This window comes from Paenibacillus sp. FSL M7-1455, from assembly GCF_038004655.1.
In the GTDB taxonomy this organism is placed as follows: Bacteria; Bacillota; Bacilli; order Paenibacillales; family Paenibacillaceae; genus Paenibacillus_AQ; species Paenibacillus_AQ cookii.
This window is the reverse complement of the sequence record NZ_JBBORO010000001.1, coordinates 5,778,612-5,793,155: the sequence shown is the minus strand read 5'-3', so window position 1 is coordinate 5,793,155 and position 14,544 is coordinate 5,778,612. Positions and strand designations below refer to the sequence as shown.

At 56.5% G+C, this 14,544-nt stretch carries 13 protein-coding genes; 7 read left to right on the top strand and 6 right to left on the bottom strand.

The window, feature by feature from the left end:
* Positions 1 to 36: 36 nt before the first annotated feature.
* The 5 genes from NYE48_RS26475 to NYE48_RS26455 all read right to left on the bottom strand — a co-directional run bounded on the left by NYE48_RS26475 (position 37) and on the right by NYE48_RS26455 (position 4,961).
* Positions 37 to 1,317 carry a sensor histidine kinase gene (locus NYE48_RS26475; RefSeq protein ID WP_341000446.1) on the bottom strand — a complete coding sequence of 427 codons (1,281 nt, stop codon included), beginning with the start codon at positions 1,315 to 1,317 and terminating at the stop codon, positions 37 to 39.
* Positions 1,310 to 1,996 (bottom strand): response regulator transcription factor, encoded by a 687-nt coding sequence (locus NYE48_RS26470; RefSeq protein WP_341000445.1) that lies wholly within the window; start codon positions 1,994 to 1,996, stop codon positions 1,310 to 1,312. The genes NYE48_RS26475 and NYE48_RS26470 overlap by 8 nt, the downstream gene beginning before the upstream one ends.
* Before the next feature lie 213 nt (positions 1,997 to 2,209).
* Entirely contained in the window at positions 2,210 to 3,469 is a 1,260-nt protein-coding gene (locus tag NYE48_RS26465; protein ID WP_212951173.1) for an MFS transporter, read from the bottom strand.
* A 337-nt stretch (positions 3,470 to 3,806) separates the two neighbouring features.
* The gene (locus tag NYE48_RS26460) at positions 3,807 to 4,652 is read right to left on the bottom strand and encodes a lipoate--protein ligase family protein (protein WP_341000444.1); all 846 of its coding nucleotides are present in this window, start codon (positions 4,650 to 4,652) and stop codon (positions 3,807 to 3,809) included.
* A 24-nt stretch (positions 4,653 to 4,676) separates the two neighbouring features.
* On the bottom strand, positions 4,677 to 4,961 hold the full coding sequence (locus NYE48_RS26455; RefSeq protein ID WP_341000443.1) for a GNAT family N-acetyltransferase: 285 nt from the start codon (positions 4,959 to 4,961) through the stop codon (positions 4,677 to 4,679).
* Positions 4,962 to 5,712: 751 nt separating this feature from the next.
* On the opposite strand from NYE48_RS26455, the gene NYE48_RS26450 reads away from it, so the two are divergent.
* The 4 genes from NYE48_RS26450 to NYE48_RS26435 all read left to right on the top strand — a co-directional run bounded on the left by NYE48_RS26450 (position 5,713) and on the right by NYE48_RS26435 (position 8,555).
* Positions 5,713 to 6,300, top strand: a complete 588-nt coding sequence (locus NYE48_RS26450) for a TetR/AcrR family transcriptional regulator (protein WP_212951168.1) — start codon at positions 5,713 to 5,715, stop codon at positions 6,298 to 6,300.
* A 25-nt stretch (positions 6,301 to 6,325) separates the two neighbouring features.
* Positions 6,326 to 7,081, top strand: coding sequence for a glycosyltransferase (locus NYE48_RS26445; RefSeq protein ID WP_036706199.1), 756 nt, complete (start codon positions 6,326 to 6,328; stop codon positions 7,079 to 7,081).
* Between the two features lie 61 nt (positions 7,082 to 7,142).
* Positions 7,143 to 8,114, top strand: coding sequence for an alpha/beta hydrolase (locus NYE48_RS26440; RefSeq protein WP_246537043.1), 972 nt, complete (start codon positions 7,143 to 7,145; stop codon positions 8,112 to 8,114).
* Between the two features lie 216 nt (positions 8,115 to 8,330).
* Positions 8,331 to 8,555: a cold-shock protein gene (locus NYE48_RS26435; RefSeq protein WP_212951165.1), complete on the top strand. Its 225-nt coding sequence runs from the start codon at positions 8,331 to 8,333 to the stop codon at positions 8,553 to 8,555.
* A 71-nt stretch (positions 8,556 to 8,626) separates the two neighbouring features.
* Here NYE48_RS26435 and ald read toward each other — a convergent pair whose 3' ends face one another.
* Positions 8,627 to 9,754 carry an alanine dehydrogenase gene (gene ald, locus NYE48_RS26430; RefSeq protein ID WP_341000442.1) on the bottom strand — a complete coding sequence of 376 codons (1,128 nt, stop codon included), beginning with the start codon at positions 9,752 to 9,754 and terminating at the stop codon, positions 8,627 to 8,629.
* A gap of 217 nt (positions 9,755 to 9,971) precedes the next feature.
* Here ald and NYE48_RS26425 point away from each other — a divergent pair, with 217 nt between their 5' ends.
* From NYE48_RS26425 to NYE48_RS26415, 3 genes are all read left to right on the top strand, one after another.
* Entirely contained in the window at positions 9,972 to 11,636 is a 1,665-nt protein-coding gene (locus NYE48_RS26425; RefSeq protein ID WP_445324087.1) for a PucR family transcriptional regulator, read from the top strand.
* A 34-nt stretch (positions 11,637 to 11,670) separates the two neighbouring features.
* Positions 11,671 to 12,672 (top strand): glycosyltransferase, encoded by a 1,002-nt coding sequence (locus tag NYE48_RS26420; RefSeq protein WP_036706204.1) that lies wholly within the window; start codon positions 11,671 to 11,673, stop codon positions 12,670 to 12,672.
* 96 nt (positions 12,673 to 12,768) lie between these two features.
* Positions 12,769 to 14,514, top strand: coding sequence for an ABC transporter ATP-binding protein (locus NYE48_RS26415; protein WP_341000440.1), 1,746 nt, complete (start codon positions 12,769 to 12,771; stop codon positions 14,512 to 14,514).
* Positions 14,515 to 14,544: the final 30 nt, after the last annotated feature.

Sequence of the window (14,544 nt, the reverse complement as noted above, 5' to 3'; positions counted from 1 at the left end):
GTGAGAGGGACCGAGCTGTTTTTTTTATATCAAAGCCTACTGCTTCGGCAGCCGAATCCGGAAGATGACGCCCTTCGGCTCGTTATGCAGCGCCTGGATCGTCCCATGATGGCTGTGGACGATCCACTGGGCGATGGACAAGCCGAGCCCGGAGCCGCCCTGCTCGCGCGACCGCGCCTGGTCTTCGCGGTAAAAGCGGTCAAAGATGCGGGAAAGCCCTTCCTCGCTGATGCCGATGCCGGTGTCGCTGACTTCGATGAACGCTTTGTTTTCTTTGGCGTACGTGCTGATGGCGATGCTGTCATGTTCGCCGGTATATTTCAGGGCATTGTCCAGCAGGATGACGAGCAGCTGGTGCAGCCGCTCGGGGTCCGCCTTCAGCCGGGTCCGGCTCTGCAGCCTAAGCTGCATGCTTTTTTCGGACAGCTCGGCGATTTCCTTATAGGGGCCGCATACGTTGTTCACGAATTCGTCCAGCTCGATCGTCTGCTTTTCCAGCTGCGTTTCGGTCGAATCGGCTCTCGCCAGCGTCAGCAGGTCGGCCGTCATGCGGGACAGCCGCCGCGTTTCCGAAAGGGAGAGGGCGATATTTTCGAACGTATCGATGATCCGCTTCTCCGGCATCGTCTGCAGCAGCTCCAGCTTGTTCTGGATGACCGTCAGCGGCGTCCGCAGCTCATGCGAGGCATTTTCCACGAACTCCACCTGTTTGTCCCAGGAGCGGATGATCGGTTTCATCATTTTCCGGGACAAAATGTAACTCGCGCTGATCGACAGCAAAATAAATAGGGCCGAACATAAAATGATGATCCGTTTGAAATTGTCGATCAGGTTTTGCTCGGGGTCCACGTTGACCAGCAGCTGCACATAGCTCCCCTCTGCCGCGGGATAGGGAATGGAAACGGTCCGGAAATGGTATTTGCCCTGCACCGTCACGTTGGAAATGACGCCGATGGTGGCGGGATCGAAGCTCATTTCGCTGAAGTAATGATTGTAAGTGAAGCCGATCTGCTCGGCATTGGCGATATGTCCGTCGCTCCACAGGAGCGGAATGACCCGCGGGTTCAATCCCCGGCCTTTGGCAGGGGGGAAGCCGTATTTGTCGCGAACCGGTTCTTTGCCGCGTTCGGCGCCGGCTCCGCCGGTCTCGAGCCATCTTTTGGATGCCGTCAGGTCCGAGTCGGTTTTGGCGTAAAGCGTCGATTGGATCCGGCCGAAAATGATCGCCCCGAACATGCCGAACAGAAGGGTAAAGGCGATCAGCGTATAGACCATGAACCGCAGCTGCTGGCTGCGGATGACTTTGTTTTTATTCATGGCCGTCTCCGTTCTCGGTCAGCATGTATCCCATGCCCCGGATCGTTTTGATGTACTTGTCGTAACCGAAGGGCTTGAATTTTTTGCGCAAATTGCTCACGTACACTTCGATGACGGTGTTGGCGGTGCTGGAGTCCATGCCCCAGACGCGGTCGAAAATTTGCTCTTTCGTCAAAATGATGTTTTTGTTGTTGATCAAATATTCGAGCAGGTCGATTTGTTTGCCGTTGAGCAGGACCGGCGCTTCGCCGATCTGAACCTCGCGGCTTTTCAAATTCAGCTTAAGCTCCTTGAACAGCAGCGTATGCTGCTTGAACCCGCCGACGGAGCGGCGCAGGATCGCCTCCAGGCGCAGCAGCAGCTCCTCGCGGTGGAACGGCTTGACGAGGTAGTCGTCGGCTCCCTGTTGGAAGCCGCGGATTTTGTCGTCGATCCCGTCTTTGGCCGTCAGGATGAGCACCGGCGTCAGAATCCCCTGCTGCCGGAGGCTTCCGAGCACTTCGTAGCCGCTCAGTCCCGGCATCATCACATCCAAAACGATGGCGTCATAAATGTTTTGCTCCGCCAGATACAAGCCCTCTTCGCCGTCAAAAGCCTGCTCCGTCTCGTACAAATCCCGCGTCGTTGCGCAGATCGTATCGGACAAATGCTTATCGTCTTCTATGACCAGGAGCCGCATGGCCTGTTCACCTCTATCGTTTTTCTGCTTCCCGGAGCATGCGTTGTCAGCCTTCATTCGCCGAAGAAGAACGAAAGAAGCATCCGGGAGGCGCGTTATTGTTGCGGTATCAGGATCGCGAGTGATTTCGGATTCGAACGTTGGCGTCCTGATATCTAAACATAAACATTTCTCCCGGAAAGTCAAATGGGGCGTTCGGACAAAATGCGTAAATTAGGCGGTCATCTCCGTCTTCACGGCGCGCTGATGCTTGCGGTGAAGCCCCGGAAGGGCGATCAGGTAATATACGCTGACGATCAGCATGCTGACGGCCAAAATCCAGTACAGCGCCGTAACGTTCACGATCGCGGGAAACGCCACCGAGATGAAGCCGAGCGCAATCGCCTGCCCGGTCGTGTTCAGGGGCTCGATCCAGGCGCTGACGCGGCCCATGCTTTGCGGCTCGACCAGCTCCGGCAGCCAACCGCCGAGCACCACGTTGATGGGAGCCAGGATGATCCCGAGCAGGACCATGACCCCCAAGTAAATTTGAATGTTTCCGGAGAGTCCGGCAGCAAGGGTCAGCGCCATCGTAAGGAACAGTCCGGTGATCAGCACGGCCACCTTGCCGCATTTTTTAATCAACAGGGAACTAAACGCGCTGCCTGCGAGGTAACCGATGCCGAGGAAAACCATGACCAGCGGGGTATACACCTGATAGCGGTCGGGACTGAGCTCGTATTTCATCGTGAACAGGGGGAGGATCGAAAACACGCCGTTGACGATGCCGAAGAAAAAGAAACCGAGAATGATCGCAAGGAGCAGCCGGGAACGGACGATATATTTGAAGCCTGCGCCAAAGTCGGCCGCCATGCTTTTCAGGTTGAGGTCGCGCAGCTTCGCTTTGCCGTTCGGCTGGCGCACTTCGGCCGGAAAATGGCATGTGGCAAGCAGGATGCCCGATATGATGAAGCTTGCGGTATCGATGATGATGGCTCCTTCGATGCCGAGGTAATAGTAAGCGGCGGAGCCCATGCTCATGCCGAACAGCATGAAGATGCCCATGATCGACATATTCAGGCTGGACGCCTTCACATATTGCTCCGGCTTCATAATGCCCTGCATCAAGCTCATCTCGGCAGGGGTGAAAAATTTCGAAATCGCGCTCCGCAGGAACAGGATGGCGAAGGCGGCGATGATCCAATCCTGATGAATGGCAAACAGCAGGACGACGGACAAAACGGCCCGGATCCAGTCGCTTTGCACGGCGATCCGTTTGCGGTCCAGCCGGTCGGCCAGCACGCCGACGAACAGGAAAACGACCAGCGTCGGCAGCGAATACATCAGTTCGGCAACCGAGGCGTAAGCCGGCTGATTGCTGAACCGGTCGACCAAATAGAAGGCGAAAGCCATGCTGCCGACCATCGAGCCGAGCTGGGACGCGAAGGCGGCCAAAAACATTCTGACAAAAATAGCGTTGCGGAAAAGTTCCATACGGGGTTTGCCTCATTTCCTAAAAATTTTATCCGGTACATGCGTCCTGGCGACTTCTCGGGAGTTCTCAGGGCGCGGGAATTGATATGAGTGTACAATATCCTGAATTTTCCGGATAACGGCGCGAGAAGGAAATCGTTCTCCGTCTGTGGACCGAGGCAAGGGTACGAGAGGGCATCGCCGCCGCATAAAAGTAGCGAAGCCGATGGGAGCCCTAGGGCATCCGGGAAGCTTCGCTTGATGGATTTCCGTAACCGCCGACATGCCCGGTTGCCGGGTTGGCATCTTGCAGATGTCCGCGTCTTTTCTGATATAAATTCACGGGCCGATGTTTGGGTTACACCTGTTCCTTCGGAGCATAACGCTGCTTAAGCTGCTCCGCCATCGCGGTAACCTCCCGGGTGCCCGGCAGCGTCAGCCGCGCGGCCGATTCGGCGATGCCTTCGGCGGATTGGCGGCTGCGGACGACGCTTTTGACCGCCTCCGCGAAGCTTGCCGCCGCCCCGGGGCCGAGCCCCGCGAGTTCGGCGAGGGAAGCGGTGCTGCCGCTGTCCACCTGCGGGAAATCGCCGGGGTCCGCCCCTTTGCCCGCCCGGTCGTAAAATTCCCGCACGAGCTGGGCCCGCTCCTGCCCCGAGCCGTCGGCGATGACAAAGGCCTGCACGACGAATGCATGCGCCTGGCGACGCTGCGCAATCCCGCAAAATTTCCGGCCGCCGATGCTCAGGTCGAAATCGCCGGGACAATACGCACCGGCGATTTCCCCTTTGTCGACGGTCACGCCGGTTGAGGCAAGCGCCTCGCGGATCAGCTCATACATCCGCTCGAAATCGCCGCGGAAACGTTCGTCGCCCTTGCCCTGCTTGGGCAGGATGAGCGACAGGTTCACGACGCCCGCGTCAAGCGGCACGGCCGCGCCGCCGGAATTGCGGATGGCCGTTTTGTACCCGAGCGCCTCCAGCCAGGCGCAGGCTTTGGCCGCCCCCGGCAGGCGGCTGTCGCGCAGCCCGATGATAAAGGAGCGGGGTTGGCGCCAAATATGCAGCAAGGGCGGTCCGCCTCTGCCGGTCTCCTTGCACAGCAGTTCGTCGAGCGCGAACGGATACAGCGCATCCTGCTGCGGATCGGGGTTCATCCGGTCCAGAATGAGCATGGAGCTGAATTCGTCGTTGAAATCGGACATCGGGATCACTTCCTTTCGCAAGGGTTATTTATGGCTATCAGCAGGCATGAAAAATTGGATGATGTGCTGAATGGCAACCGTTTCGTAGCCAATGGACCGATAAAGCCGGATGGCGGCTTCATTCTGTTCAAAAACATTCAGGTAAACGTTCGGAGACGCGGCCGCTCCTGCGCGGGTGAGCGCTGCGCAAACCATTTTCCCCAAGCCTTGTCTCCGGAAAGCGGGATCCGTCCCGATATTTCCGAGCTCCACGTAATCCGCGCCGTAAATGTGATACCCTTCTGCGGCGGCAAGCCGCTCGTTGTCCATGACACCATAGAAAGGGTACTGAAGCTCGTCGGCCGAAATGCCATGGTGCCGAGCTTTTTCATCAAGGCCTCAATCCTATCAAAGTGGGATGGCTCCAAACGCTGGACCCGCGGATCCGCGGCGGGCAGCATCTGATGATGTATATGCTTCATGAGAAACAGTTTTTCCGGAGGTTTGGCGAACGCCATTTGTCCGCTAAGAGCGGCCATGTCCTCCTCGTGCACGATGAAATTGCCGATCGCCTCGTCCGGCAGCCGGAGTTCTTTTTTCGTAAACGCCAAAACGGCCGAAAAATCAAACGATGGATGCACGGGGAATACGAAAAAGGCATAAAACGGAAGCCCCTCCAGAAAGGCCAACACGCCAAGCAGCCCGCCTTGGTCTGTAAATTGCCCGTAATGCGTCGTGCGCGGCTTGCGGAACGTCAAATACGAATAATACAAAAGATGTCTTTCGCGGTCGAGCGAAGCGAGGATGGCCTTTAGCTCTTCCGGCGTCAGTTTGCGAATCATGTTTGTTGCTCCTATCCTGGTTTGTCTATTATACTTCTTCGACAACAAGGAGGCATTTCCTTGCCTGTGCCCATGACCCTATATAAGTACAACGCTTACACTTCCTTGGACGTAACGATTGATTTTTGATCGGCCGCTCGTCAAACATTCACAAATACATATTGCCAAAAGGAAATACATGGAATACAATTTATACAGACCGATCAGTCGGTCGCATTAACGGGAAAGGCATTGGGATCATGAAAAAAAGCAAAGACGAAGCGGAACAAACGAAACGGGATATTGTGGAAGCCGCCAAGGGGCTGTTTGCGGTGAAAGGCTACGCGGCAACCTCCATGAGCGATATTTGCAGCGCCGCCGGCTGCAGCAGGGGAGGCCTCTACCACCATTTCGACAGCAAAGAAGATCTGTTTATTTATATCGCCGACCAGGCGTTTACGGCGTCGTGGGAGAACTGGGATCAGGCGATCGACGGGACAATGACGGCCACGGAGCAGCTGTATAAGTACGCGGATTATTTTGTGGACACGCTCGAAAAGCCGCTCAATAAGGCGGGAGAGGAATTCATAAGCCGCGTCGGCGCGGATTCCGAGGCGGGGCAGCGGTTTCTCGGCACAATGATGGCGTATATGCAGCGCTTCGAGCGGCTCGTGCAAGCCGGTCTCGACCGCGGCGAGTGGAAAGGCGGCAACGCGCAGGAGCTGAGCATGATGATTCTAGGCTATTTTTCCGGCCTCAGCGACCACATCCAGATGATGGGCAAGGAAGACGCCAAACGGTTTTACCGCAAAGCAACCAAGCTATTACTCGAAGGGATTCAAAAATAACCTATTCCTTGAGGAGCGATGAATCATGAATAGCCCGTTTGCATCGGGTACCGGTCAACCCATTAAGTTTTCCGTCATTATTCCGGCACGAAACGAGGAGAAATATATCGGCCGCTGCCTCGATTCCATAGCTGCCGCCGCCAAACCCTATCCGGGGCAGGTCGAGGTGATCGTGATGATCAACCGCTGCACGGACCGGACGGCCGATATTGCCCAATCTTACGGCGCTGTCACGCTGCCGGTCGAGCACAAAAACTTGTCGCAGATCCGAAACGCCGGCATTGGGGCCGCCAGAGGGGAAATCATCGTCACGATCGACGCCGACAGCTGGGTGACGGACAATATGCTGACGGAAATCGACCGGATGCTGCAAACGGGCAAATATATCGGCGGCGGCGTCCGCTCGGCTTTTGAACGGAATTCGCTCGGCATCGCCATGTCGGCGCTTGTGCTGATCGTTCCGCTCCTTTTTAAATACGGTCCGTTAACCGTAGGCCTCTTCTGGGGGTACAAAAAGGACTTTGACGCGGTGGGCGGTTTTAACGAACAGATGCTCATGGCCGAGGATATCGAATTTGCCAGCCGCCTGAACAAATGGGGCAAACAGAACGGGAAAAAATACGGTACCGTCACAAAAGCGCTGATGACGACTTCATGCCGCAAATTCGACCAGCATGGGGATTGGTGTTTAGTTAAAAATCCGGGCATCGTGCGGGCGTACCTGAAAGGCAATGACCGGAAGTACGCGGATCAGGCCTATTATGAAATGGAAAAGAAATGATGGGAATTTTTGTGATATACTAAACCAAATAAGACGGGGGTTCGTTTAGGAGAGAACGGAATTGAAGAAAAAAATGATAGCAGGCCTTGCTTCCTCCTTGTTGGCGCTGGTCGTCGTGGTCCTTTGTGCCGGGAGCTTTTATTTTTATCATGTGGCGGTGGCACGCGCCTCGAAAGAGTTTTTGAGCGAGAGCCCCGACTTGAAGACCAGTCCGGAGGTGGAGGAATCCAAGGAAACGACGCTGGCCGACGATGAATGGTGGAATAGCCAGAACTTTGAGCGCAGGGACATGGATTCGGAAGACGGCATTCACCTGAAGGCATATTATTTGCCGGCAACCGGGCCGTCGGACAAAACGGTCATCATTGCCCACGGATATTCCGGCAACGCCACGCAAATGAGCAGCTACGCCAGAATGTACCATGAAAAATGGGGCTACAACGTCCTGCTCCCGGATGCCCGGGGGCATGGGGAAAGCGGAGGCGGTTATATCGGCTTCGGCTGGCCCGAACGCAAGGATTATCTGAAATGGATTGGACGGGTACTGGACGAGAACGGCGCGGATTCGCAAATCGTTTTACACGGCGTGTCGATGGGAGGAGCCACCGTCATGATGACCAGCGGCGAGGATTTGCCGCCGAACGTCAAGGCCGTCGTCGAAGATTGCGGGTACACCTCCGCAAAAGCGGAGCTTTCCTTCCAACTGCGGCGCATGTACCGTCTGCCGGCGTTTCCGATTGTGGAAACGACCAGCCTGTTGACCAAGCTGCGGGCAGGGTACTTTTTCGGCGAGGCTTCGGCGCTGGAGCAGGTGAAAAAGTCGAAAACGCCAACCCTTTTCATCCACGGCGCCAACGACAAGTTCGTGCCTACGGAGATGGTGCATGAGGTATACGAAAGCTGCGCCGCCGAAAAAGAGCTCTATATCGTTCCGAAAGCCGGGCACGGCGAGGCATACCGGATGGATCCCGAAACGTACGAAAAAACGGTCGCCGGATTCATCGGCCGGTTCGTTCAATCAAATCATGGATGATAACCTGACGCCAAAGCGTTTGCAGCATTCGAATTTTGAAAAAGGTGCAATATTAGTCCCGATACGAAATATATATAGTAAGACAGACCATCCCTTTGTAGTGGCGGAGGGCTGGCCGATCCATTCTTTATGCATGGAACATAATTCAGCCCTTCCGGGTCATACTAAGGAAACAGCTGGGATGCTGACGAAAATATAGGATGAGGATGGGATTAAATGTACTTCGGAAAAAAAGTGGTTGAGGAGATTCCTCAAGCGGATACGGCGATTTGGTCCTGCACCAACGAGGACTGCAATGGCTGGATGCGGGATAACTTTGCCTTTGAGCAGGAGCCGGTTTGCGCACACTGCAGCTCGCCCATGGTCAGCGGCACGAAGATGCTGCCTTTGGTCGTCAACGATCATCCTATCAAAATGCTGAAAAAGGGCACCTTGATCTAGGTGCACGCCATCATATGAAAAGGAAAAACAGGGCCGCCGCAAGGGACCCTGTTTTTCGTTGCCGGCATAGGTTAAATCGTCACCTGGCTGAACGCTTTTTCCGCCGGGACGTAGTCGTATCCCAAATCGCGGGCGACCGCTTCATGCGTCACGCGGCCGTTAATGACGTTGGCGCCGCTGCGGATGGCGGGGTTCGCCGCAAGCAGCTGCCGCAGCTCCGTGCCTGCAAGCTTGAGCGCGAAAGGCATCGTCGCATTCGTAAGCGCCAGCGTCGACGTACGGGGCACCGCGCCCGGCATGTTGGCGACGGCGTAATGGACGACGCCGTGTTTGACGTAAGTCGGGTTGTCGTGCGTCGTGATGTGGTCGATCGTTTCGACCACGCCGCCCTGGTCGACCGCGACGTCGACGATCACGGAACCGGGCTTCATCGTTTTGACCATCGCTTCCGTGACGAGACGGGGCGCTTTGGCCCCCGGAATGAGAACGGCGCAGATCAGCAGGTCGGTGTCCGCCACCGCCTTGGCGATGTTGGCCGGGCTGGAGACGAGGGTATGGATCTGGTTGCCGAAAATATCGTCCAGCTGGCGCAGACGGGGAATGCTCAAATCGAGCAGCGTCACGTCAGCGCCCAATCCTACGGCGATTTTGGCTGCGTTCATGCCGACGACGCCTCCGCCGATGATCGTGACCTTGCCTCGGGCGACGCCGGGAACGCCGGACAGCAAAATGCCTTTGCCGCCATGCGGGCGTTCGAGCAGCTGCGCGCCGATCTGCGCGGCCATCCGTCCCGCCACTTCGCTCATCGGCGTCAGGAGCGGCAGCGTGCCGTTCACGTTGACCGTTTCATATGCGATGGCATGCACGCCCGAGGCGACAAGCGCTTTGGCCAGCTCGGGTTCGGCAGCCAGATGCAGGTAGGTGAACAGGATCAGCCCTTTGCGGAAATAACCGTATTCGCTTAACAGCGGCTCCTTAACCTTCATGATCATGTCGGCCTGATCCCATACATCCTTGGCCTCCGCCAACAGGACCGCGCCTGCCTCATGGTATTCCTCGTCCGTGAATCCGCTTCCAAGACCGGCGCCGCGCTCGACGAGGACCTTGTGGCCTTGCTGGACGAACTCCAAGGCGCCTGCCGGGGTAACGGCCACCCGATTTTCATTGTTTTTGATCTCTTTCGGTATTCCGATGTTCATGACAGATCACCTTCTCCTAAAAATAAATGCAAGCTCCGTCAAATCGCGCAAAACCTTGACAGTAAAAGTTTACAATCGATTTTGCGGCGAAGCATCATACGTCTTGTCAAGGGAATAGATCACATGACAGGACATTTTGTTCAGCCGGGCGGGCATGTCGCCCATATTGAAAATGGATCTCCAAACTTCTATAATGACTCCATTAACGAGAGGGGACGTGACGGCTTTGGGCGAATTTACGCTATATATCCGGGACGTTCTGGAACGCCCCGTATTTCGGAAGGCCCGGCTGATCGCAGGCGCGGGCGGAACCGGCCGCAAGGTCGGATGGGTTCACATCCTGGAAATCGCCAACGTGGCCCCATACGTCACGAAAAACGATCTGATCATGACGACCGGGCTTTGGCTCCGCCATTATGAGCAGCAGCGCCTGTCCTACATGCAGCAGCTCATCCGCCAGGAAGCGGCGGGGCTATGCGTGGAGCTCGGCACGAGCATCGAAAACATCCCGGCCGAAATCATCGAACTTGCAGACGTTTCCGATTTTCCCCTGATCGTGTTCGAGCAGCCTGTCCGGTTCGTGGAAATTACCCAGGATATCCACGGCCTGCTCATCAACCAGCAGCACCAGATGCTGAAGGACTTGGAGGCCTTTTCCCGCAGGCTTCAGCAGATCACCCTTCAAAGCACCGACGTGAGCGCCGTCCTCCATGTATTATATGAATACGCCAAGCAGCAGGTTGTGTACTACTCCACCGTGGATACGAATAAATTTATACCCCGCGGCATATCCCCGGCCGCTGCGGACGAAATTGCCCCCTTTTACCGGCAGCGCGTGGAAGGAAACGAATCCGCCCACCAGGAGGCGGGCATGTTCGAGCTGCCGCAGGAGAGGCTGCTGCTGACGCAGCCCGTCATTTGCCTCGGGCAGACGCTGGCCCATGTCGGGCTGGTGCTGCCCCGCCGGCAGGTGCAGGAGAGGCTGACGCTGCTGCTGGATTACACCGCCAAATCGCTGGCTTCGCTCCTCCTTAGAATGCTTTTTCTGGAGGAAAAAATGCTCCGCGACCAGAACCAGCTGATCCAGGACATTTTGAACCACCAGATCGAAGACGAAGAGGAAGCGCGGATGCGCATGGGGCTGCGGCCGCCGAAGCAAAGCGAAATGTGGTTTGCCGGCGGGATGATCGAAACGGAATATGGCGGGGGAGACGAAGAGCCGGACCGGGACAAGGTCGAATCGGATCAGCAGGACTTGCTGGTTCGGCTGCGCGCGCTTTTGAAAAAATACGCCCTTCACAACCTGATCATGCAGAAGGGACGCAGGATTTACGTGCTGTGCGCGCGGGAGAAACCCGCCAAAGAGGATACGCCGGTTTCCCTGCAGCAGACGATCCGCAAAATCGTGGAACGGCTGCAGCATCCGGCTTCGGGGGCGCCTGTATTCCGGCTGCACGCCGGGTTTGGCCTCGTCCGCAACCGGATGACGGATATGCACCGGAGCTTCAAGGAAGCGGAGCAGGTGCTCGAGGTGGCGAGATCAAGGGCTGCCGTTCAGGATGCCCTTTTTTACGACCGGATCGGGGTATACCGGCTGCTGAAGGCGATTCCGGCGGAAGCGCTCGAATCGTTCGTCCAGGACCAGCTCGGCGCCTTGATTGCCTATGATCAGGAGCATCATCTGCATCTGCTGCAGACGCTCGACATGTATTTGAAATGCATGGGTTCCAAAAACGACACCGCCAAAGCGCTGTATATCCACCGGCAGACGCTTTACAACCGGCTCGATAAATTGATGGAGATTCTCGGCGAAGACTATTTGGAGCCCGAGCGGCGCGTCTGCCTGGAAATGGCGCTGCTGGCGCTGCCGCTTTTAACTTAAAACAAAGACACAGCAAAAAAGGATGATTAGACATATGAAAAAAGTCGGACTGGTCATGAGAAAAATCCAGTTTCGCGAAAACCAGGGGCCGCGCGTGTTTGCGGACCGCCTGAAAGCGATCGGGCAGGAGCTGGGCGTGGACATCGTGTTCATTTCCCCGGAGCGCCATGTCAGCGGGTATGATTGGCTGCCGGGATACGAGCATGAGAAAGGGGATCTGGTCAATTACGACATCGTGCTGGACCAGATCCACGAACACGGCATCGAGCATGTCATTTACACGGTGTCCGGTTTTACGTACCTCAAGATGTTCATCGAAAAAAGCGTCCTTTTTCCGCACAGCTTCCCGGATCCGGCTTTGACGGGATACGACATGATGAAGCCTTTTTATCAAATCGTGGACAAAGCCATCGTGCAGACGGAGTTTCTGAAAGAGGAATTTGCCCGGAATTTCGGGATTACCGACGTGGACGTCATTCCGATCGGCTTCAGCGAAAGCCTGGCGCAAAAGCATTTTGACCCTTCGCAGGTCGTGCATAACCGCATTTTATGGATCGGCAGGGACGAGGAGAACCGGCGGCCGGATCTGGTGCTGAAATACGCGAAGCAGAATCCGGACAAGGAAGTGTTCATGGTGTTCGGCGGCGAGCGTTACCGGGAAAGCATGAAAAAATACGACGTTCCCGATAACGTGCGGCTGCGGTTTGCGTTGAGCCAGGACGAGGTGTTTGCGCTGATGAACACCGCCAAGGTGTACTGGAACTGCTCCCGTTTCGATACGTTTGCCATGCCGCTCACGGAGGCGCTCGCGATGGGCAAAATCGTCGTGAAGCCGGAGCATCCGTGCTACCGCCATATCAATGCGCGCCATTCGTTTTCCGGTCATGAGGAAAATTGGTTCGAGCTCGTGAACATGGCGGCCGCGCTGCCGCAGTCCCATTCGATGGACAACCGTTATTATGCGTTCGACCAGTTTTCCAGCCGGGTGATGAAGGAAGGGTACAAAAACTTTTTCGATGCATGGCTGAGAGATTGACGGATGCCGTCCCGATCGGCGAATATGTATGTACATACATAAAGAGTTTGGGCGTTCGGAAAATACGGCCCTAAACCGCGGGAGGTGGGTGTCGCTTTGTCATTTCTACGGAAATATGTCCGGAAATACGGAAAGCTGTTTTGCGTGGCGGTGCTCTTTTTGACGCTGGAGGCGTTTTGCGATTTGCTGCAGCCGACCATCATGTCCAAGGTAATCGACGACGGCGTCGCGAAAGGAAGCATGGACAAGGTATTCGATCTGGGCGGGCTGATGCTGCTCGTGACGGGCATCGGCGCGCTGTCGGCATCGATCCGCAACGTCATTTCCAGCCATGTGTCGCAGCGTTTCGGGGCCGAGGTCAGGTCCGATTTGTTCCGCAAAATCCAGTCGCTTTCGTTTGAGCGGATGGACCGCTTCGACCGGGCCTCGCTGGTCACGCGCCTGACGAACGACGTAACGCAGGTGCAGAACTTCGTGAACGGACTGATGCGGTTTTTCGTCAAAGCGCCTTTGCTGGGGCTCGGCAGTTTGATCATGGCGGTCCGGCTGGACGTCCATTTATCCGTCGTGCTTGCGGTCGTCGTGCCCTTCGTGGCCGTGCTCATCGTGCTGAATATGAAGATCGGCTTCCCGTTTTTCATCCGCGTGCAGCGCGCGCTGGATCGGGTGAACGGCGTCATGAGGGAATATTTGTCCGGCGTGCGCGTCGTCAAGGCGTTCAACCGGTTCGATTACGAGGTGGAGAAGTTTCGTGCCGCCAACGACGAACTTACGGCCCGTTCGGTGACCTCGATGCGCGTCATGTCGGTATTCGGCCCGGGCATTTCGCTTGCGGTCAATTTCGGCATCATCGCGGTGTTATGGCTTGGGGGCCTGCGCGTTGACAACGGGCAAATGCAGGTCGGCAGCATCATCGCATTCATCAATTATATGACGCAAATATTGTTTTCATTGATGATGATTTCGAACGTATTCAACATGTTCGTTCGGGCGAAAGCATCGGCGGGCCGGATCGGCGAAGTGATGTCCGAGGACAGCGGGATGCCGGGCGAAGGAGCGGATGCCGCGCCTGCCTCCGGGGAGCGAGGACGGATCGATTTCGAGCAGGTCAGCTTCGCTTACGCCGGTTCGTCGGGCGATCCGGTCATCCGGAATTTTACGCTGACTTGTTTGCCGGGGCAAACCGTAGGGATCATCGGGTCGACGGGGGCGGGCAAAACGTCGCTGGTTCACCTCATCCCGAGATTCTACGACGCGACGTCCGGCACGGTGAAAGTGAACGGCGTGGACGTTCGGGAAATGGACCCGGCCAAGCTTAGGGAAACGATCGCCATCGTCCCGCAAAAAATCATGCTGTTTACGGGAACGGTCGAGGACAATCTGCGCTGGGGGAAAGAGGATGCGACGGCCGAGGAGCTGGAGCAGGCGGCCCGGACGGCGGAGGCGCATGACTTTATCATGGCCTCCCCGGAAGGATACCGGAGCCGGATCGGCCAGGGCGGCGTCAATTTCTCCGGGGGGCAGAAGCAGCGGCTCTCCATCGCACGGGCGCTTGTCCGAAAACCGGAGATTTTGATTTTGGACGACTGCACCAGCGCGGTGGACGTTGCGACCGAAGGACGGATCAAGCAGGCATTGCGAACGTATGCGAAGGGGTTAACCTGCATTTTGATCGCGCAGCGGATTACGTCGGTGATGGACGCCGACCGGATCGTCGTCATGGACCGCGGGGAAATCGCGGGCAGCGGGACGCATGAGGAACTGATGCAGACTTGCCGCGTATACCAGGAGATTTACAAGTCCCAACTGGGAAAGGAGATGCAGCCGAATGCCGCACAATGATGCCGCACGCGACCAGCAGCAGGCTCCTCC

Coding starts and splice junctions, on each gene's coding strand:
- NYE48_RS26475 (WP_341000446.1), bottom strand. CDS start 1,317: ATGAATAAAAACAAAGTCATCCGCAGCCAGCAGCTGCGGTTCATGGTC.
- NYE48_RS26470 (WP_341000445.1), bottom strand. CDS start 1,996: ATGCGGCTCCTGGTCATAGAAGACGATAAGCATTTGTCCGATACGATC.
- NYE48_RS26465 (WP_212951173.1), bottom strand. CDS start 3,469: ATGGAACTTTTCCGCAACGCTATTTTTGTCAGAATGTTTTTGGCCGCC.
- NYE48_RS26460 (WP_341000444.1), bottom strand. CDS start 4,652: ATGTCCGATTTCAACGACGAATTCAGCTCCATGCTCATTCTGGACCGG.
- NYE48_RS26455 (WP_341000443.1), bottom strand. CDS start 4,961: ATGGACAACGAGCGGCTTGCCGCCGCAGAAGGGTATCACATTTACGGC.
- NYE48_RS26450 (WP_212951168.1), top strand. CDS start 5,713: ATGAAAAAAAGCAAAGACGAAGCGGAACAAACGAAACGGGATATTGTG.
- NYE48_RS26445 (WP_036706199.1), top strand. CDS start 6,326: ATGAATAGCCCGTTTGCATCGGGTACCGGTCAACCCATTAAGTTTTCC.
- NYE48_RS26435 (WP_212951165.1), top strand. CDS start 8,331: ATGTACTTCGGAAAAAAAGTGGTTGAGGAGATTCCTCAAGCGGATACG.
- ald (WP_341000442.1), bottom strand. CDS start 9,754: ATGAACATCGGAATACCGAAAGAGATCAAAAACAATGAAAATCGGGTG.
- NYE48_RS26420 (WP_036706204.1), top strand. CDS start 11,671: ATGAAAAAAGTCGGACTGGTCATGAGAAAAATCCAGTTTCGCGAAAAC.